Annotated in this window: 18 protein-coding genes and 1 pseudogene; 6 read left to right on the top strand and 13 right to left on the bottom strand. The window is 53.8% G+C overall.

Annotated elements, in window-relative coordinates; genetic code table 11:
- A partial coding sequence (locus JKK62_RS09930) for an aminotransferase class I/II-fold pyridoxal phosphate-dependent enzyme (RefSeq protein ID WP_201427756.1) occupies window positions 1-473 on the top strand: 473 nt, incomplete at its 5' end.
- A gap of 43 nt (window positions 474-516) precedes the next feature.
- On the opposite strand, the gene JKK62_RS09925 is transcribed toward JKK62_RS09930, so the two are convergent.
- Genes JKK62_RS09925 through JKK62_RS09885 form a run of 9 tightly spaced genes read right to left on the bottom strand, consistent with a single transcriptional unit; the run spans window position 517 to window position 9,028 of the window.
- Window positions 517-1,152: a V-type ATP synthase subunit D gene (locus JKK62_RS09925; RefSeq protein WP_201427755.1), complete on the bottom strand. Its 636-nt coding sequence runs from the start codon at window positions 1,150-1,152 to the stop codon at window positions 517-519.
- A gap of 12 nt (window positions 1,153-1,164) precedes the next feature.
- Window positions 1,165-2,538: a V-type ATP synthase subunit B gene (locus JKK62_RS09920; protein WP_092970013.1), complete on the bottom strand. Its 1,374-nt coding sequence runs from the start codon at window positions 2,536-2,538 to the stop codon at window positions 1,165-1,167.
- A gap of 12 nt (window positions 2,539-2,550) precedes the next feature.
- Complete coding sequence (locus tag JKK62_RS09915; protein ID WP_201427754.1) at window positions 2,551-4,305, bottom strand: V-type ATP synthase subunit A; 1,755 nt, start codon at window positions 4,303-4,305, stop codon at window positions 2,551-2,553.
- A gap of 29 nt (window positions 4,306-4,334) precedes the next feature.
- On the bottom strand, window positions 4,335-4,925 hold the full coding sequence (locus JKK62_RS09910; protein WP_201427753.1) for a V-type ATP synthase subunit E: 591 nt from the start codon (window positions 4,923-4,925) through the stop codon (window positions 4,335-4,337).
- Between the two features lie 27 nt (window positions 4,926-4,952).
- Window positions 4,953-5,261 carry a V-type ATP synthase subunit F gene (locus JKK62_RS09905; protein WP_092970019.1) on the bottom strand — a complete coding sequence of 103 codons (309 nt, stop codon included), beginning with the start codon at window positions 5,259-5,261 and terminating at the stop codon, window positions 4,953-4,955.
- Window positions 5,262-5,271: 10 nt separating this feature from the next.
- Entirely contained in the window at window positions 5,272-5,700 is a 429-nt protein-coding gene (locus JKK62_RS09900; RefSeq protein WP_092970021.1) for an ATP synthase subunit C, read from the bottom strand.
- 18 nt (window positions 5,701-5,718) lie between these two features.
- A complete protein-coding gene (locus JKK62_RS09895) occupies window positions 5,719-7,650 on the bottom strand; it encodes a V-type ATP synthase subunit I (protein WP_201427752.1) in 1,932 nt (643 codons plus the stop codon).
- Between the two features lie 26 nt (window positions 7,651-7,676).
- Window positions 7,677-8,711 (bottom strand): V0D/AC39 family V-type ATPase subunit, encoded by a 1,035-nt coding sequence (locus tag JKK62_RS09890; protein ID WP_201427751.1) that lies wholly within the window; start codon window positions 8,709-8,711, stop codon window positions 7,677-7,679.
- 17 nt (window positions 8,712-8,728) lie between these two features.
- On the bottom strand, window positions 8,729-9,028 hold the full coding sequence (locus JKK62_RS09885) for a hypothetical protein (RefSeq protein WP_201427750.1): 300 nt from the start codon (window positions 9,026-9,028) through the stop codon (window positions 8,729-8,731).
- Window positions 9,029-9,386: 358 nt separating this feature from the next.
- Here JKK62_RS09885 and feoB point away from each other — a divergent pair, with 358 nt between their 5' ends.
- The 5 genes from feoB to glmM all read left to right on the top strand — a co-directional run bounded on the left by feoB (window position 9,387) and on the right by glmM (window position 15,167).
- Window positions 9,387-11,723: a ferrous iron transport protein B gene (gene feoB / locus JKK62_RS09880; RefSeq protein ID WP_201427749.1), complete on the top strand. Its 2,337-nt coding sequence runs from the start codon at window positions 9,387-9,389 to the stop codon at window positions 11,721-11,723.
- Window positions 11,724-11,738: 15 nt separating this feature from the next.
- Window positions 11,739-11,882, top strand: coding sequence for a FeoB-associated Cys-rich membrane protein (locus tag JKK62_RS09875; protein WP_201427748.1), 144 nt, complete (start codon window positions 11,739-11,741; stop codon window positions 11,880-11,882).
- Window positions 11,883-12,367: 485 nt separating this feature from the next.
- Window positions 12,368-13,159, top strand: coding sequence for a glucosamine-6-phosphate deaminase (gene nagB, locus JKK62_RS09870; protein WP_092970033.1), 792 nt, complete (start codon window positions 12,368-12,370; stop codon window positions 13,157-13,159).
- Window positions 13,159-13,821, top strand: coding sequence for an LbetaH domain-containing protein (locus tag JKK62_RS09865; RefSeq protein WP_201427747.1), 663 nt, complete (start codon window positions 13,159-13,161; stop codon window positions 13,819-13,821). Before nagB ends, JKK62_RS09865 begins: the two co-directional genes overlap by 1 nt.
- The gene (gene glmM, locus JKK62_RS09860) at window positions 13,821-15,167 is read left to right on the top strand and encodes a phosphoglucosamine mutase (RefSeq protein ID WP_201427746.1); all 1,347 of its coding nucleotides are present in this window, start codon (window positions 13,821-13,823) and stop codon (window positions 15,165-15,167) included. The genes JKK62_RS09865 and glmM overlap by 1 nt, the downstream gene beginning before the upstream one ends.
- Before the next feature lie 79 nt (window positions 15,168-15,246).
- Here the strand turns inward: glmM and JKK62_RS09855 are convergent, their stop codons facing one another.
- The 4 genes and pseudogenes from JKK62_RS09855 to JKK62_RS09835 all read right to left on the bottom strand — a co-directional run.
- Entirely contained in the window at window positions 15,247-16,083 is an 837-nt protein-coding gene (locus JKK62_RS09855) for a class B sortase (protein ID WP_201427745.1), read from the bottom strand.
- 44 nt (window positions 16,084-16,127) lie between these two features.
- Entirely contained in the window at window positions 16,128-17,264 is a 1,137-nt protein-coding gene (locus JKK62_RS09850) for a SpaA isopeptide-forming pilin-related protein (protein WP_436286310.1), read from the bottom strand.
- 283 nt (window positions 17,265-17,547) lie between these two features.
- Window positions 17,548-17,742, bottom strand: a pseudogene (locus JKK62_RS09840) (ATPase, T2SS/T4P/T4SS family); the annotation flags it as partial.
- 138 nt (window positions 17,743-17,880) lie between these two features.
- Window positions 17,881-18,717, bottom strand: an 837-nt coding sequence (locus JKK62_RS09835; RefSeq protein WP_366503304.1) for a HipA domain-containing protein, incomplete at its 5' end; no start/stop codon positions are given.

Genomic DNA, 18,717 nt, shown 5'->3' with positions numbered 1-18,717 from the left:
TAACGGCAGGCTTCACGGGCACGCGATGCGGCTACACGGTGATTCCGAAGGAGCTGGAACGCGACGGTCACAACCTCCACGCGCTCTGGTACCGCCGTCAGGCGACGAAGTTCAACGGCGTTTCGTGGCCTGTACAATGCGCCGCCGCGGCTGTTTTCAGCAACGAGGGCTTGATGCAGATTCAGAACAACCTCGAATACTACAAACAAAACGCAAAAATCATTGCCGACGCGCTCGACGCGCTAGGCATCTACTATACGGGCGGCAAAAATTCTCCCTACATCTGGCTGGAATGCCCGAACAAAATGGGCAGCTGGGAATTCTTCGACTATCTGCTTGAAAACGCCGCCGTCGTCGGCACGCCCGGTGAGGGCTTCGGCGAGAACGGCAAGGGCTATTTCCGCCTGACCTCCTTCAACTCCCGCGAGAAAACCGCAGAGGCTGTGGAGAGAATCAAACAACTGCTTTCATAATGTAAAAAAGGAGCTTCGCGATGAAGCTCCTTTTTTGATATCGTTATTTTTGATCGGCACTTTCTCTGAGCTTTTTGCGCTTGATAACCTTCAAGCGGCTGAACTCCTCTCTGTCCTTTTCGTCGAGCGCGTCGGTGATGAATTTCACGGTTTCCTCAAAGCGCGGGATCATGATATTTTTCAGCGCGTTCGCGCGCTTCTGCGTTTTCTTGATGGAATCCGCAAGGCGGTAAACGCTGTTCTCTATCTCCGCAAGCTCGACGGTCAGCTCCTTTACCCTCGTGAACAGGATAAAGACCTTGTCGACAGCGGAATTGGTCGTTCTGGTGCCGTAGTGAAGATAATCATAGTGCTCTCTCTCGTCCATCGTGAGAATCGGGATCTCCACACCCATGACGCTGCGGGAATCGAGCTTCAAGCCGTCCTCGATGGGTACCGCCTTCGAGATATCCTCGCAGAAGCCGTTGGTGATGTTGGCGGTCTGGAGCGCGATATACGCCTCCGCATACGCGCCGTCTATCTGTTCCTGAATCGTGTTGGCATGGTCGATCAGCGTCATCATCTCACGAATCAGGATGTTGCGCTTTCTGTCGAGCAATTCATAGCCGTTTTTGGCAAGCGCGAGAGACTTTTTGGTATTCATCAGATTACCCTTGGTGGGTACTGCCTGTACAGCCATTATGACACCCTCTTATCCCTTATAGTAAATGTCTAGCACTGCGTCATCCACTCGGTCAAGCTCAGCTCTCGGCAGCGTGGAGAGCAGCTCCCAGCCGAGGTCAAGACTCTGTTCAATGCTTCTGTTTTCGGTGAAGCCCTGATTGACGAATTTGTTCTCAAACAGTCTGCCGAACTCGATGTACTTCTTGTCGATCGGAGACAGCTCCTCCTCACCGATGACCGACGCGAGCGCTCTCGCGTCGATAACTCTCGCGTAGGACGCGAAGAGCTGATTGGCGAGCGCCTGATGATCGGCACGGGTGTAGCCTTCGCCGATGCCGTCCTTCATCAGTCGGGACAGCGACGGCAGGACGCTGACGGGCGGATAGAAGCCCTGACCCTGCAGGACTCTGTCGAGTACGATCTGACCTTCGGTGATGTAGCCCGTCAGGTCGGGAATCGGGTGGGTGATATCGTCGTTGGGCATGGTGAGAATCGGGATCTGCGTGACAGAGCCGGGATGCCCCTTGATCATGCCCGCTCTCTCGTACAGAGAAGCGAGGTCGGAATAGAGATAGCCCGGATAGCCCTTTCTGCCGGGGATTTCGCCCTTGGAGGACGAGAACTCACGCAGCGCCTCCGCGTAGGAGGTCATGTCCGTCATAATGACGAGGATATGCATATCCAGCTCAAACGCGAGGTACTCCGCGATCGTCAGCGCGCAGCGCGGCGTCAGGGTACGCTCGATGATCGGGTCGTTGCTGAGGTTGAGGAGCATGACGACGCGGGACAATACGCCGCTTTCCTCAAAGCTCCTGCGGAAGTACTCCGCGACGTCCTTCTGGACGCCCATCGCCGCGAATACAACGCCGAAGTTGCTGCTGTCGGCGCCGCTGATTTTTGCCTGACGGACGATCTGCACCGCGAGGTCGTTGTGCGTCATACCCGAGCCTGAGAAAATCGGGAGCTTCTGACCGCGAATCAGCGTCATCAGCGTATCGATGGTGGAGATGCCCGTGTTGATGTAGTTCTTCGGGTAAACGCGGGACACGGGATTGATCGGCGTGCCGTTGATGTTCGCCTTTTTGACAGGGAAAATGTCGCCGAGTCCGTCCTTTGGTCTGCCCGCGCCGTCGAGCACTCTGCCGAGCAGCTCGGGTGACAGCGGCATTTCCATCGGGTGTCCCGTCAGACGGGTGCGGGTGTTTTTGAGGCTGATTCTTCTGGTTCCCTCAAAGACCTGCACCACGATCCTCTCACCCTCGATCTGGACGACTCTGCCCTGACGGACGGTGCCGTTTTCGAGCTTGATCTCGACAATCTCTTCATTGGAAACGCCCTTGACGCCATCCATTACAATCAGTGAGCCGTTGATTTCTTTTACGCCTACATAATCAATAATCAAAGCGCTTCCTCCTTACTGTAATAATGCGCCGAGCTTTTCGTCGATTTCCGCGAGATAGTCGTCGAACATGTCAAGGCGGTTGTTGGGTATATCGTATTTCATCTTGGTGAGCTTGTCGAACAAGCCCAGCTCGATCACTTTTGAAATGGGTATCTCGCGCGCGACGACCTCCTTCGCCTTCGCGTGGAGATGCAGGATGACCTTCATCATCAGCTTCTGCTTCTCGAGCGGCACATAGGTGTCCTCCGCGTGGAAGGCGTTCTGTTGCAGCAGACCGACGCGGATGACTCTCGCGGTCTCGATGACGAGCTTCTGGTTGTCGGGAAGTACGTCGGAGCCGATCAGCTTGACGATCTCCATCAGGGAGTTTTCCTCCTGGAGCAGCGCGCTGGTGCGGTTGCGGTATTCGACAAACTCCTCGCCGAGGTTCTTCTTGAACCACGGGTCGAGGTCGTTGAAGTACTCGCTGTAGCTGTTGATCCAGTTGATGGCGGGATAGTGTCTTGCATAGGCGAGCGACTTATCGAGCGCCCAGAATACGCGGGTGAAGCGCTTGGTGTTCTGGGTGACAGGCTCGGAAAAGTCAGAGCCCTGCGGCGATACCGCGCCGATCAGGCTGACGCTGCCCTCGCCGCCGCTGAGCACCTCGGCACGTCCGCCGCGCTCATAGAACTCCGCAAGACGGGACGGCAGATACGCGGGGAAGCCCTCCTCCGCAGGCATTTCCTCGAGTCGTCCCGAGATCTCTCGGAGCGCCTCCGCCCAACGGGAGGTCGAATCCGCCATCATCGCGACGTGATAGCCCATGTCGCGGTAATATTCCGCCAAAGTGATGCCCGTGTAGATGGACGCCTCACGCGCCGCGACGGGCATGTTGGAGGTGTTCGCAATCAGGACGGTTCTGTCCGTCATGGGGCGGTTGGACTTAGGGTCGATCAGCTCGGAGAACTCGTCGAGCACCTGGCTCATCTCGTTTCCGCGCTCGCCGCAGCCGACGTAGATGATGATATCCGCGTCGCACCACTTCGCGAGCTGGTGCTGGTTCATGGTTTTGCCCGTGCCGAAGCCGCCGGGGATAGCGGCTGTGCCGCCCTTCGCGATCGGGAAGAACGTGTCCATGACGCGCTGTCCCGTGATCAGTGGGATGGAGGGCGTGAGTCTCTGCTTTACCGGCCGCGCCGTTCTGATGGGCCACTGCTGGCAGAGCTGCAGCTCATGACGCTCACCGAAATCGTCCTCGATCACCGCGATAGTGTCAAATATTTTGTATTCGCCGTCGGGCTTGACTTCCCTGACGACGCCCGAGAGGTCGGGGTGCAGCATGAGTCTGTGCTCGATGATCGGCGTTTCGGGAAGCGTCGCGTAGATCTGACCGCCCTCGAGCCTGTCGCCCACCGCGACCTTCATGGTGACTGCCCAGTATCTTTCGGTGTCGAGCGAGGATACCGACGCGCCTCTGCTGATGAACGCGCCCGACTGCTCCTCGATCGCCTTGAGCGGACGCTCGATGCCGTCGAAAATGTTGTCGATGATGCCCGGTCCGAGCAGGACGTTCATCGGCGCGCCCGTGCCCGTGACAGGGTCGCCCGGCTTGAGGCCTGTCGTCTCCTCATACACCTGGATCGTGGTCAGCCTGTCGGTGATGCCGATGACCTCGCCGACAAGATTCTGCTCTCCGACGTGAACCATTTCCATCATCTCAAAGCTGTCCGTGTCCTTGACGGTGACAACAGGACCGTTGATTCCGTATATTACATTATTGTTCATATTCATTCATCTCTTTCGGTTCAGAAGGTTCAAAGTACGGAGAGAGCGGCGTTTTCCACAAACCACTCGCGCTGTGCTTCCAGCTTGCTGTCAAGCGTTTCGTCGGCGATGATGCCCATGCTCGCGCAATAGCCCCTGATGCCGCCGATTTTGATGGTCTTGTCCGCCCTGACCTCCGTGCTGCCGCCGAACAGGGCTTTGATGCCCTCAGCCGCGCCGAGGTCGCGCTCGTTGACATAGAGCACGCAGTCCCTGCCGTCAAACACATCGGCGATCGCCTTCGCGCTGTCCGTCAGCTTGGAGGTATACGCGTCGCTCTTTGCGTATTCGACGAGCTTGTCAGCCGCCTTTTTGAACACTTCCTCCACCATCGCGGAACGTGCGATAAAGAGCTTTCTCTGTCCGTCCTGCGTCTTTTTCGCGAGGATCGCGGTCTGACGGGTGCGTGTCTCCTGCAGCTTGTCCTTGATCAGCCGCTGGCTGTCACGCTTTGCCTTCTCCTCCGCCTCCTTGAGACGCTCGGTTTTCAGCTGCTTGACCTCGCCCTTCATCACGCTTTTCTGCTGCTTGGCATACCGTCTTATCGCCTTCAGAAAGTTATCGGTTTTATTTTTTGGCATAAGTACCCTTCCTTCCGTGATAACGCGTTACAGCTTCACACCGATCGCGTCCTGCACATACTTGGTGATGCTGTCTTTTGTCCTTCCGTTTCCGTGACGGTCGGGGATTTCGACGATGAGCGGCTTCTTGCGGTTGAGCTTGAGGTCGTAGACGATGTCGGGACAGAGCGATACGAGCTTTTCCGTCATCAGGATGACCGCGATATCCTCGCGCTCCATCGCCTGCGTCAGCTCGCGTCTGACCTCCTCCTCCTCGTGCACCACGACTCCCGGAATGCCCGCGAAGCGCATGCCCATTTTGGTGTCGACGTTATCACTAATCAAATAAAATTTCATGTTCCGTCACTTAGCCAATCTTGGAAAGAATCATAATGGAAATCAGCATGCCGTAGAGCGCGATACCTTCGCCGAGTGCAACAAAGATGATAGCCTTACCGAACGCCTTTGGATCCTCGCTGGTCGCGCCGATCGCCGCGGGAGCCGCGTTGCCGACCGCGATACCGCCGCCGATGCAGGAAAGTCCTGTCGCGGCTGCCGCGCCGATATACGCCATGCCGAACGAGCCCTGCTGGGCAACCTCAACCGTCTCCGAAGCCGCGCTCGCGACAAACGGACATACCATGCAGATCGCGAATACCGCCGCGAAGGACGCGAGCTGCATCATCAGGGTTCTCTTTCTGCTCTTGCCGCGGGAAACCGCCTTGACGGCAATGAGTACGGACGCGATCAGAAATACAACGGGTAAAGCCATGAATAAGAAATCAAAAACTGACATAATAAAAACCTCCAAAGATTATTCTACATTGATTTTGACGGGTTCAAACGGTCTGCCCTCACCCGAATAGAAGCGGCTGAACATCTCATAGTATTCCAGCCTCAGCACCTGTATCGCCACAAGCAGCGCCTCGAGCACCATGACGAGCGCGTTGCCGATAACGACGATGATCCAGTAGCCCGCGCCTCCGACGGTCTCCGCAAGCACGAACACGACGAGCATCATGCCCGCGTGAACGAGTACGAACGCACCGACACGCAGAAAGCTCATGGTGTTGGTGACGTAGCCGAGCAGCACCTCGATGGACTCAAACAGGTTCTCGACGATATAGCCGCCCCAGCTTTCGGGCTGCCAATCCTTTTCGCCGTTGACCAAATCTCCCAGCGGCTCCGCGAAGAAGATCAGCAGGAACGGCAAGACGACAAGTCCGAGGATATACGGCAGCGTCATGACGTGCATGCCGAGGAATATCTCCGCAGTCAGTCCGAATACGAGCGAACAGTAGAAGATGATTCCCGCAATGCCGCTTGTGCTGAACAGCGCCCTTCCGAAATTCTTCTGACGGAAGGAGGTGTAGACATTGAGGAACATCGCCACGATCAGCAGGAACACGCCGATTCCGATCGCGCCGAGGATGATCAGGTTGGTGTTCTGCGACGCCATGACCTCGAACGGCTTTTCCTCAAAGCCGAACAGGCGGAACATCGGGTCGAGCAGATGCTCAAAGCCGAACACGCTGCCGAAGAGCGTGCCGAACACCATGGACGAAATGCCGCACGGGAACAGGATCTTGCCGATGGGCATTTTTTTGAGTTTCCACATCAGCATGCCGGCTATCGCAAGGCAAAAGCCCTGTCCCAGATCGGCGAACATGATGCCGAAGATAACGACGTATGTGATCGCGATGAACAGCGTGGGGTCGATCTCGTTGTACTTCGGCACGCCGTACATCTCGGTGTAGAACTCAAACGGCTTCGCAAGGAAGGAGTTTTTGAGCTTGACGGGCGGACGCTTGTCCATCTCGTTTTTCGCGTCGGAGAAATCAAGCTCCACGCTCTTGATCTTCTTCAGGCGCTTTTTCATCTGCTTCATGTTCTCGGTGGGAATCCAGCCGACGATGATGAAGCTGTTGTTGTGCTGCAGCGCTTTGTTGCGGATGCTCGCATAAAGATACAGCTCCTCGAGCTTGGAGAGATAGCGCGTGATGCGCTCCGCGTTCTCGCTGAGATAGCGGTCGAGCTTTTTCTGCGCTTCCTTCGTCTTCTTCTCCAGAAGCGGTATCTCCTTTTTGTAGCCCTCGATCTTTTCGCTCGGGGTTTCGTTCTCGCCTACCAGATCGGTAGGCTCAAAATACAGACCTTCAAAGATTTTGTCGATCTCCTCAGCCTGCTCCGCGGGCGCGAAATACACGCCCCAGCAATGCGTCTTGTCCTCGGTACATACGGCGAAGTCCACGTACTCGTTGTCCTTGTACGCCTCCAGCTTCTGCACGCTGTCCTTCGGCAGTCTGCCGAAGTGCGCCTTCATGTACTTCATTTTGAGAACCTCTTGAATCTGCACATCCAGTCCCGCAAAGTGCTCTGCGGTGCTGAGATTGTGCTTTGCCTCCCTGCACCTCGCGGCAGCTGACTCCCTTTCGTCGATCAGCGCGTCGATATCCGCTGTGGTCTCCTTGGAGAAGCTGTCCAGCTCCTCGAAGGTCGGGCTGAAATCGCTCACATCCGTCAGCGGAAATCTCCGTTTGGTCTGGTTAAGCGCCGCTTTGAGATTCGTCAGAGGCTCGGCATAGCTGTTTTTTGTCTGCAGGTGCGTAAATTCCTGGAGGTCGGTATAGAAGTTGCTGACCTCGTCGGGATGAAATACACCTGACTCACCAAGTACCGTGATGACCTCGTCGATATATTCCATCAAACCGATCACGTTCACGGCCTGCATTGATGATACTGCCAAATTCAAATCACCTCTTTATTGTGCGGTCATCGGATTATCAATGACTGTATGATCTTTGGGTCGAGCTGATAGCGGATGCCCTCGATCAGGCAGATGACATTCATCAGCTCGATCTCGGACAGAAACATGAACGCCATCATCACAACCGAAGGATTGTTGGAAAAATGGATGTTCTTTTTCGCAAGCCGGAACTGTACCCGCGGACTGATGTCGCTCGCGTAGGTATAGCCGATCTTGCCGATCATCCTGCCGCAGCCTGTGCTCTGCATGATCCGGAACACCTCCGCGGAGGATTCCGCTTCACACATCCGCGCGATCAGCTTGGGGCTGAGACTGCAGTATTCGGGCGACATGTTGGTTTTGATGATCTCGGGCGGCAGATTATAATACTTTTTCAATCTCAGAATCCTTGAAAAAATACTGTAATCGTTGATCGTCCTGAACATCGTCATCAGCTCCTGCCGCTCCGCGCCCTTCGTTTTCTTGTTGATATACTCGAGCATGTGCTTCATGATATGGTCGTAGAGCTTGTTCTCCATCTCGGAGACCGGCAGCCGTCCCTTTTCGTCCGGCCTGTAGATTTTGAGTATCTCGTGGTACGGCGTGCGTGAGAGCGTGCTGAGAAACTCCTCGTAGTCGCGGGCGTTCGCCATCTTGTTGACGTCAAGCTCGGTGTGCTTCGACAGAAAGGCAGGAAACTGGAAGATAAACTTCTCGGTGGAATGTGAGTTCAGCAGCACCAGAAAGCGGATGATCTGCTCAACCTCCGTCTTTTCGACAACATAGCGCGAAAAGCCTACGCTCACACTGGAATCGTAGCGGCACAGGGTGTCGAACTCATTGAACAGGTACTGCCGCAGCAGCATTTCGAGCCTGCCTCTGTGCACGTCGCGCTCATTGACCTCGGAGAGCACCGAGGCAAAATGCGTGTGTGATTTCAGGTACACCATCACCTCGGCGACGCTCTGACACGCTATCAGGCTCGCGTAATCGCGGTCGGTCAGAAAGCGTCCGTACTTTGCCCTTGCTTTCGCCAAAACGGCATAAGACGTAGTGGACATTTTAATCACCTCCCTGTTCAGCCAACCACGCGGTCAACGATCTCGTCGACCCATCGGTCGCGGTTCTGCTCATAATCGGATTTCAGCTTGATCAGCAGCGATTCCTGCTTCGCGGATACATCGGTCAGCTTCCGCGAAAAACGCTTTTCCAGATAGGCGGCGTTTTTGCCGATTTCCGCCTTTGCTTCGTCCATGTATTTTTGGTATATTGCCGCTGCCTCCTCCTCAATCTTCTGCTTCTCTTTTTCGGCGGCTTTTTGATTCGCCTCCTCCAAAGCCTTCGCCTGATTGTCGGCCTCGACAATCCGTTTGATCATGTCCTGCAAATATCTCACCTCCGATATGCTGGAATGATGATTCTGTATCATATGAAATGCTTTATGACTTTGTCTTCTTTATCATAAACATTATCAGTTTATTTTACCACAATAAAGCGAGAAATTCAACAGGGGCAGCCGTTCTTTTTGTGATTCGTGTTCAATTCGTTCCGCTTCAAAGATACAAAGTGCCGCAAACGTCACAAAAATCAAGTTATTTTTCCAATTCAGAATAATAAACAATAAACGGGTTCGGGTGTGCAAACAATCACTCTCCCCTGCATACTTTTTGATATGGACAACCACGGATTTTTCTGCTATAATTAGTTTAGACTAACCAAACAAGGACGCGATATCCATGCAACTCAAAGAAATGAAAATCGGTCAATCCGCCGTCATCACCTCCGTCGGAGGCGAGGGCAGGCTGCGGCAGCATTTTCTCGATATGGGCGTGATTCCCGGCACGCGGGTCACACTCGTCAAGCTGGCGCCGATGGGCGACCCGATGCAGCTGACGCTTCACGGCTATGAGCTGTCGCTGCGTCTTGCCGACGCGGAAAAAATCGAGATCAGACCGCTGGCGGAACAGCCGCAGGAACCTCCGCAGAAAAAAAGCCGCAGTCATCATCCCGGCTTGGGTGAGGACGGCAAGTTCCACCCCAAGGGCAGCGGCAATCCCTTACCTGACGACGCGACGCTCACCTACGCGCTGGTCGGAAATCAGAACTGCGGCAAAACAACGCTGTTCAATCAGCTGACGGGCGCCAATCAGCACGTCGGCAACTTTCCCGGCGTGACGGTCGACCGCAAGGACGGCGTCATCAAGGGATACAAAAACACGCTCATCACCGACCTGCCCGGCATCTATTCCATGTCGCCCTACACCAGTGAGGAGATCGTCTCCCGCAGCTTTGTGCTTGACGAAAAGCCGAGGGCGATCATCAATATCGTCGACGCGACGAACATCGAGCGCAACCTCTACCTCACCATGCAGCTGCTGGAGATGGATATTCCGATGGTGGTGGCGCTCAATATCATGGACGAGCTGACCGCAAACGGCGGCTCGGTCGATATCAATACGCTGGAAGCGATGCTCGGCGTGCCCGTCGTGCCGATTTCCGCCGCCAAAAACCAGGGCGTTGACGAGCTGGTCAAGCACGCCATCCATATCGCCCACTATCAGGAAAAGCCGCAGCGGCAGGACTTCTGCTCCGCCGACGAAAAGGGCGGCGCGGTGCACCGCTGTCTGCACGCGGTGCGGCACCTGATTGAGGACAAGGCAAAGGCGGCTCAGATTCCGCTTCACTTCGCCGCAAGCAAGGTCGTCGAGGGCGATAAGCTCGTTATTGATAAATTGCAGCTCGAGGAAAGCGAGCTGGAAATGCTCGAGCACGTCATCCGTCAGATGGAAAAGGAGCTGCAGCTCGACCGCAACGCGGCAATCGCCGACATGCGCTTTTCCTATATCCACCGCATCTGCAAGCAGACCGTCGTCAAGCCGAAGGAAAGCCGCGAGCATCGCCGCAGCGCGAATATCGACAAGCTGCTGACAGGCAAATTCACCGCGATCCCGATGTTTATTCTGATCATGTTCACGATATTTTGGCTGACCTTCAACGTGATCGGCGGCAATCTGCAGAACCTGATGGAGCTGGGAATTGAAAATCTGACGAATCTGACGCGCGGCGCACTGGAAAACGCGAATGTCAACCCGATCCTCACAGGACTGATCACCGACGGCGTCCTGACAGGCATCGGCAGCGTGCTGAGCTTTCTGCCCGTTATCGTGACGCTGTTCCTGTTCCTGTCGATTCTGGAGGACAGCGGCTATCTCGCGCGTGTGGCGTTTTTCATGGATAAGCTGCTGCGAAAAATCGGTCTGTCGGGCAGAAGTATCGTGCCGATGCTGATCGGCTTCGGCTGCACCGTTCCCGCCGTCATGGCGACGCGGACGCTCCCGAGTCAGCGCGACCGCAGGATGACCATTCTGCTCACGCCGTTTATGAGCTGTACCGCAAAACTGCCGATTTACGCCTTTTTCGTCAACATCTTCTTCCGTGAGGTCAGCTGGCCGGTCATCACGGGTCTGTATGCGCTGGGCATCGTGATCGGTATTCTGATCGCCCTTTTCTATAAAAAGACGCTCTTCCGCGGTGAAGCGGTTCCGTTCGTCATGGAGCTGCCGAACTACCGCCTGCCCGGGTTCATGAACGTCGTTCGGCTGCTGTGGGACAAAGCAAAGGACTTTCTGCAGCGCGCGTTCACCGTTATCTTTATCTCAACGATTATTGTCTGGTTCCTGCAGAACTTCAACTGGCAGTTCAACCTCGTCGAAAACTCACAGGACAGCATCCTCGCGCAGATTGCGGGCTTTATCGCTCCCGTGTTCACTCCGCTGGGGCTGGGCGACTGGCGCATCATCACCTCGCTCATCAGCGGCGTGATGGCAAAGGAAAGTGTCGTTTCAACGCTGAAAATCCTCTACGGCGGCGGCATCGAAAGCGCCCTCCCGACTCTTTCCGCGGTTTCTCTGCTGGTGTTCAGCCTGCTCTATACCCCCTGCGTCGCGGCAATCGCCTCCGTCAGACGGGAGCTTGGCAGAAAATGGGCGGCAGGTATGGTCGTCTGGCAATGCGTCATCGCTTATGTCGCCACCTCCGTCATCCACCTGATTTGTATGCTCTGCGGCGTTTAGGAGAGGTTGTATCATATGAATACTGCCGATATCATCGTCGTCGCCGTTCTCGCTGTTGCGGCTGCCGCGGCGGTCGTTTGGATCATCCTTCGCAGGCGCAAGGGAAAGGGCTGCTCCTGCGGATGCGAAAATTGTCCGTATCCCTGTCACAAGAAATAGAAAGAACCGCGCAGAAATGCTTGATTTTGAGTGTTTCTGCGCGGTTTTCTTCTGTCACCCTGACAGTTGTGTTCAAAGTGAATATTTACTTGACTTTTACCACTCCATGTGTTAGAATTTTAGTGTTTTATGCTGAGATAGTGTTTTGGAAAAATCATGGCTGTCTTCCGTAAAACACTGACATGACACGCTTCCCTGCGATGTCGGAAAGATTAAAATAGTCTCTCACGGAAGGAGGACAACGGGAACTATTAGCGCCGGGACCCGAAAGGGTTGACGAGGTCTGGCAGTTATCGAAAGATTCGGCGGATGCTGCCACGGCTCTGCACACCATAAATGCATTGTTAGCCTGTCATTTATCGTGATGCTTCGGCGGGTCGACAGAGAGAAAGGAAAAAACGGAATCAACACCGCAACAGAGGTTCTCTCGACGCCTTCAAAATCAAAAAAATGTCATATGGCTTTAGCCAAAGGAGTATATAATTATGAGAGTTGTTATTCAGGATAATTACGATAAAATGTGCAAGTGGGCGGCTCAGTATATCGCCGCTAAAATCAAGAACCACAAGGAGGACCGTCCCTTCGTTCTCGGTCTCCCCACAGGCTCCTCCCCCATCGGCGTTTACAAGGAGCTTTACACCATGAATCAGGCAGGCGAGCTTTCCTTCGCGAATGTCGTCACCTTCAACATGGACGAATATCTCGGACTGCCCCACGAGCACGATCAGAGCTACTGGTACTTCATGCACGACAACTTCTTTGATCACCTCGTTGATATGAAGAAGGAGAACATCAACATCCTCAACGGTATGACCGACGATCCCGAGGGTGAGTGCAAGAGATATGAGGAGAAAATCGCTTCCTACGGCGGCATCGACCTCTTCATGGGCGGCATCGGCGTTGACGGCCACATCGCGTTCAACGAGCCCTTCACCAGCCTCAGCTCCCGCACCGGCGTGAGAAACCTCACCACCGACACCCGAATCGTAAACTCCCGCTTCTTCGGCAACGATCCCGAGGCGGTTCCTGCTCAGGCTCTCTCCGTCGGTGTCGGCACCGTTACGGATTCCAAGGAAGTTCTGATTCTGATCAACGGCCACAACAAGGCAAGAGCGCTTGCGGAAACCGTAGAGGGTTCCGTCAGCCACAAATGGACCTGCTCCGCTCTGCAGATGCATAACGGCGCTATCATCGCCTGCGACGAGGCTGCCTGCGGTGAGCTGACCGTTGACACCTACAAATATTTCCTTGACATTGAAAAGAAGGAGAGACTTTAATGTACACCATCAAAGACCTTTATGATCTTGACCATACGCTTGCGAAGGACTACCTTCTGCAGTTCACCTACCCCTGGGAGGCTCTCAAGGGCATCAAGGATATGATCCTTGCCCTCGGCCCCACTCTCGGCGACGACTATAAGGAGGTCGCGGAGAATGTCTGGGTTCACAAGACTGCGACCGTATTCCCCTCCGCTTATCTCGGCGCTCCCTGCATCATCGGTCCCGAGACCGAGGTCAGACACGGCGCGTTCATCAGAGGCTCGGCGCTCGTCGGCGCAAACTGCGTCGTCGGCAACTCCGTGGAGCTTAAGAACGTCATCCTGTTCGACCATGTGCAGACTCCGCACTACAACTACGTCGGCGACTCCATTCTGGGCTACTTCTCCCACATGGGCGCAGGCTCCATTACATCCAACGTCAAATCCGACAAGAAGCTCGTTGTGGTTCACAACGGCACCGAGTCGATTGAGACAGGCATCAAAAAATTCGGCGCTATGCTGGGCGACTACGTAGAGGTCGGCTGCAACGCGGTGTGCAACCCCGGTACCGTTATCGGCAGGCACGCGAGCGTTTATCCCACCTCCTGCGTGCGCGGTGTGATTCCCGAGAATTGCATCTTCAAGAACAGCGGCGCGATCATCGAAAGGAAGGCTGACTGATGGGCAAGTATTTCGGCACCGACGGCTTCAGAGGAGAGGCTAACAAGAACCTCACCTTTGAGCACGCGGTAAAAATCGGACGTTTTCTCGGCTGGTACTACGGCACCAACATGGGAAAGAAGGCGAAGGTCGTTATCGGCAAGGACACCCGCCGTTCTTCCTATATGTTTGAGTACGCTCTCTGCACCGGTCTGATGGCTAGCGGCGCTGACGCTTACATCATGCACGTTACCACCACTCCCTCCGTCGCTTATATCACCCGCATCGACGACTTTGACTGCGGCATCATGATTTCCGCTTCCCATAACCCCTACTACGACAACGGCATCAAGCTGCTCAACAGCAAGGGCGAAAAGATGGAAGAGGAAACCCTGCTCAAGGTCGAGGATTACATTGACGGCAAGCTGGAGATCCCCGTTGCGGAAAGAGACGGTATCGGCAGAACCGTTGACTATGTCGCAGGCCGCAACCGCTATATCGGCTACCTCATCTCCATGAGCAAATACAGCTTCAAGGGCGTCAAGGTCGGTCTGGACGTCGCCAACGGCGCGGCTTGGCAGATCGCGAAGGGCGTTTTTGACGCGCTCGGCGCAAAAACCTATGTCATAAACGACTCTCCCGACGGCTTCAATATCAACACCGACTGCGGCTCCACTCACATTGAGCATCTGCAGAAGTTCGTTGTTGACAACGGTCTCGACATCGGCTTTGCCTATGACGGCGACGCTGACCGCTGTCTTGCCGTTGACGAAAAGGGCAACGTGATCACCGGCGACCACATCATCTATATGTACGGCGTTTACATGAAGGAAAGAGGAAAGCTCCTGAACAACAAGGTCGTTGCGACGATCATGAGCAACTTCGGCTTCTTCAAGGCGCTTGACAAGGTAGGTATCGAGTACGACAAGACCAATGTCGGCGACAAATATGTTTATGAAAACATGATCAAGACCGGCAACCGCATCGGCGGTGAGGAATCCGGTCACATCATCTTCTCGAAGTACGCGACAACCGGCGACGGCATCCTGACCTCCCTCAAGATCATGGAGGTCATGCTGGCGAAGGAAAAGCCCATCAGCGAGCGTGCCGCTCCCATGGTGAAGTATCCGCAGGTGCTTAAGAACGTCAAGGTAAAATCCAAACCCGAGGCGAAGAATGATCCCGACGTGCAGAAGGCTGTTTCCGATGTGGAAGCCGCTCTCGGCAGCGATGGCAGAATCCTCCTCAGAGAATCCGGCACCGAGCCTGTTATCCGTGTGATGGTTGAGGCAGGCTCCGACGCGGAATGTGAGAAGTACGTCGATCAGGTTATCGACGTCATCCGCGCAAAGGGTCACATCATCTGATGGATTAATTTGATAATGAGCAACCCCCTGAACACTGGTTCAGGGGGTTATTTTCTTCTGTAGAAATATAGGTCAAGACTTAGATGCGATACGCCGCGACGACAAAACGTCCGTCCTCGGTGTGGTAGCTGCAGGTGGACAGCAGAAGAAGCTGCTGTTTATCCGTCGGGCGATCGTCGATCTCAATCACCGAGGCTTCGCTCAGCTCCTTTACGAACGCGGTGTATTCCTTATCGCTGAGCTTGCCTGTTTTTTCGTAGTACTTCAGCTCGTTTTCACCGCCCACCTTGGTCTGTACGGCGGCAAAGACGCGATAGACGCGGTGTTCCTCCGGAGCGTCAAATTCAATGTCACGGTGCTGCTTTGCCCATTCCGTATCGGCATAATAGTCAAGCGTGCCGAACATCGTATCGTTTCTCATCTTGTGGGCATAGATAACGAACGCGTCTGAGCTTTCGTCCGCGCCGGCGCCGATGAACGGCGTTCCCGAAAAGGAGTAGTTCCTGTCAAAATCGCGGTGAAGATAGTATTCAGGATCGGTTTCGGAAGCCTTTACAACGGGGTAATCAATGAGCGTGTCCGGGATTTTCAGCCATCCTCTGAAATCACTGTTGATGACCGTGATTTCAGAATACTGCAAGTGATCTTCATCCGCTTCGGCCTGCCGTGAGGGACTTTGGCTGTCGCTTTCCTCCGTGTCATCTTTGCGGCTCTGCTCCTCTCCTGTCGGTTTTGTGCGGTTGCTCTCTTCTTTGTTCTCCTGCTCAACGATGTGCTGCAGCTCGCTGAAACGGTTCTGTTCCTGCTTCTGGGGAATGTAGATGATCAGTCCCTGATAGAGAGAATAAACCAGCACCGCAATGCAAATCAGGGCAAGCGAGAGGAGAATTATTTTTTTTGCTTTGTTTTCTTTCATCTGCAAAACCTCTTGAAAGGAGGGCTGACAGCACCTTGTTGCCGTCAGTCCTTTGTTTTGTGCGCGCGTTTGAGAATAATCGGAATTGCAAGCAGACAAATTGCCGCAAAAATCATCATTGCGATTCCGACCTCTGCGTAAAATACGCCTGTCGGTATCACCGCGTCTAAATGATTGGTCACTGCAAGTGTTGAATCCTCGATAAGGCGGAACGTCTTGGTGTTACCTGCGCTTGCAGGGGTATCGTTAAACCGGAACCTCGTTGAGTAATCCAGGTTGTTCTCACTGATCGTGATGTCAGTGTGGACGGGAAGCATGATTTTGACAGTGTCCCCGTGCCGCAGCGTAAACGTCGCGTTGCTGTGCAGCGGATTTGCCTGCGGTACGCCGTTTTTGCTCCAGCTATATTCATCCGTCGCTTCCGCGCCCTCTACGTTCAGACGGAACGTGAAGTCCTTTGTCTTGTCTCCAAAGGAGCCTGTGACGGTTTTCGTGATCGTCAGCTCTATCGGTCGGTTCGGCGTGTTCGGAACCCGCAGGATATAATGACATTCGGTCGTTCCCTCAACGGTCAGGTAGCCGCTGTGTCCCGCGCTGTCAATACTGATCACGCCGTTCGCGTATACCGTGAAAACGATGTCCTCCTCGTGCGCGTCGTGGTCTGCCGGCGGAGAAGTCTCGGTCAGATAATATTTGCCCGGCGCAAGCGTGTTGTCGATCTTCGGGATAACGCCGTTTGCGTCGCTGACGAGGTCTTCGTATCCCGTGATCGGATAAAGGTCCTTGACCGCGCCGTCGATACCGCCTACGCTCCGGTACAGCGCAAAGTGAGCGCCTTCCAGAGCTTCGCCCGTCACGCTGTCGACCTTGATCGCCTGCAGGGTATACGGCTTGTTGAATACGTCGATATAGGCGACGATACTGTCCCCCGGTATCTCGGATTTCCGTCCTTCCTCCCACTGCGGTTCGTTGCCGCTGATGGTAACGGTGCCGTCGTCGCCGATGGAAAATACCGCGGGATTGGGAAGTCCGATATATCCTCCCGGCGGTTCGGTCTCGGTCAGCGTGTAATCCGTATTCCTGTCGAAATCGTAGAGGATCGTGATTCTTCCCTGCGAATCCGAGATAAAGGTTCCGAGCGTCGTGTCTCCCTGCGTCAGCGTGAACTTTCCGTCCGCAATGGTGATTGCTCATTACCGTGTAGTCCTTTACTTTTTCAACTCTGAAAACTGCCATTAGTTTTTGGTTTATTGATGTTACATCAATATCAACTTCTAATAATTCTCCTTCTGCTTCGTAGTATTCCTTTTTATCTTCTACCAAATCTTCGTTTTCACTTGATTCAATAGCTTCAGTTACAGATGAATCTTTTTTTAATCTCTCTATTAAAGATGTTGTGAGTTCAATAGGAGCCCGATATTTCATAAACTCGACTACTTGCTCTTTCATCAGTGAAGGGTTAGATAAGTTAGCATTCCTTGTCTCTAAGCTTACCAAATTATCTATATTTTTTATTTGCAATTCAGCTGAGTCTTCAATCGTTATAATACGCTCATCCTTGGGTATAAAATTTGATAGCGCATTCAAAAAAGTGGTTTTACCTGAGCCTGTTCCTCCGCTAATAAAGATATTGTATTTTGCTTTAACTAAAAGCTCCACTCAGTCCCGCCTTTGGTAAAAATATTCGTTCGGAAACCTTCATCAACGGCGGGGTTAAAATAACGCTATTTCCTATAAAGTAAAAAGACGCCGCATTTTCAGCAGCGTCCGTATATCAAATTATATAAATATTCCATCCTACAGTGTCAAACCGAAGGTAGCGTCCTCCGACTCATCCTCGGAGACTTCTTCAGACAGGATATCCCGAAGGACGCTCTGTCCGTTCAGAATGAAGGACTTTATGAAGTCACGGTCAGCCTCAAACGGTATTTCGTCAAGACACTCATCAAGCATTTCTTCCGTGATCTCCGGCAGCTCTATGCTTTTTAGCATAGCATTGGCTGTCGGATTGCTTTGGATGAAATCACGGAAAAAGCGGATGATTCCGTCGTGCTCGCGGTTAGTGCTGTTCGGGTATCCGCGGGATATGAGCGCGATATTGTTGTCATAGTTCGGCGCCATCGAGATGATCTCTCCCGTGTAAACGTCGCGCAGGAATCCGAAATTTTCCGTATGCCGATCCATGTTATAGCACAAGCTGTCAAGCCAGATGATTTTGAGATACTGCTCGGAGAGCTCAGGCGAAATGGCATAGATCGCGTCAAAGCAAACGCTGTAATCGTCATCCTCACCGACAAGTGAAGACATCGGCTCGAAGTTATATGACGTTCCGTCCGTGAAGTTCTTTGAGCGGATATATCCGTCGTCCATCTCATAGTGAGCCATATCAAAGCCCAGCTTTTCACCGAGTCTGCATATAAACAGCTCCGAAAAATACTCATTTTGATTCCCGCTTTTATACATCCACCACGCTCCGTCAATCAAGCGCCAGCATTTTTCATAGCTTCCCGTATTGGTCAGCTCCGGCGTCCGTGAAGGCTTGTGAGAGAAGCCGTTCGGGTCGCCGCGCAGAGCGAGACTGTCAAAGTAGTTTTCTTTGAAGCGAATGTCGTCATATACCGCGGTCGAACCCTC

The sequence above is a fragment of the Ruminococcus difficilis genome (genome assembly GCF_016680995.1).
This window is presented reverse-complemented; position numbering and strand designations above follow the sequence as displayed.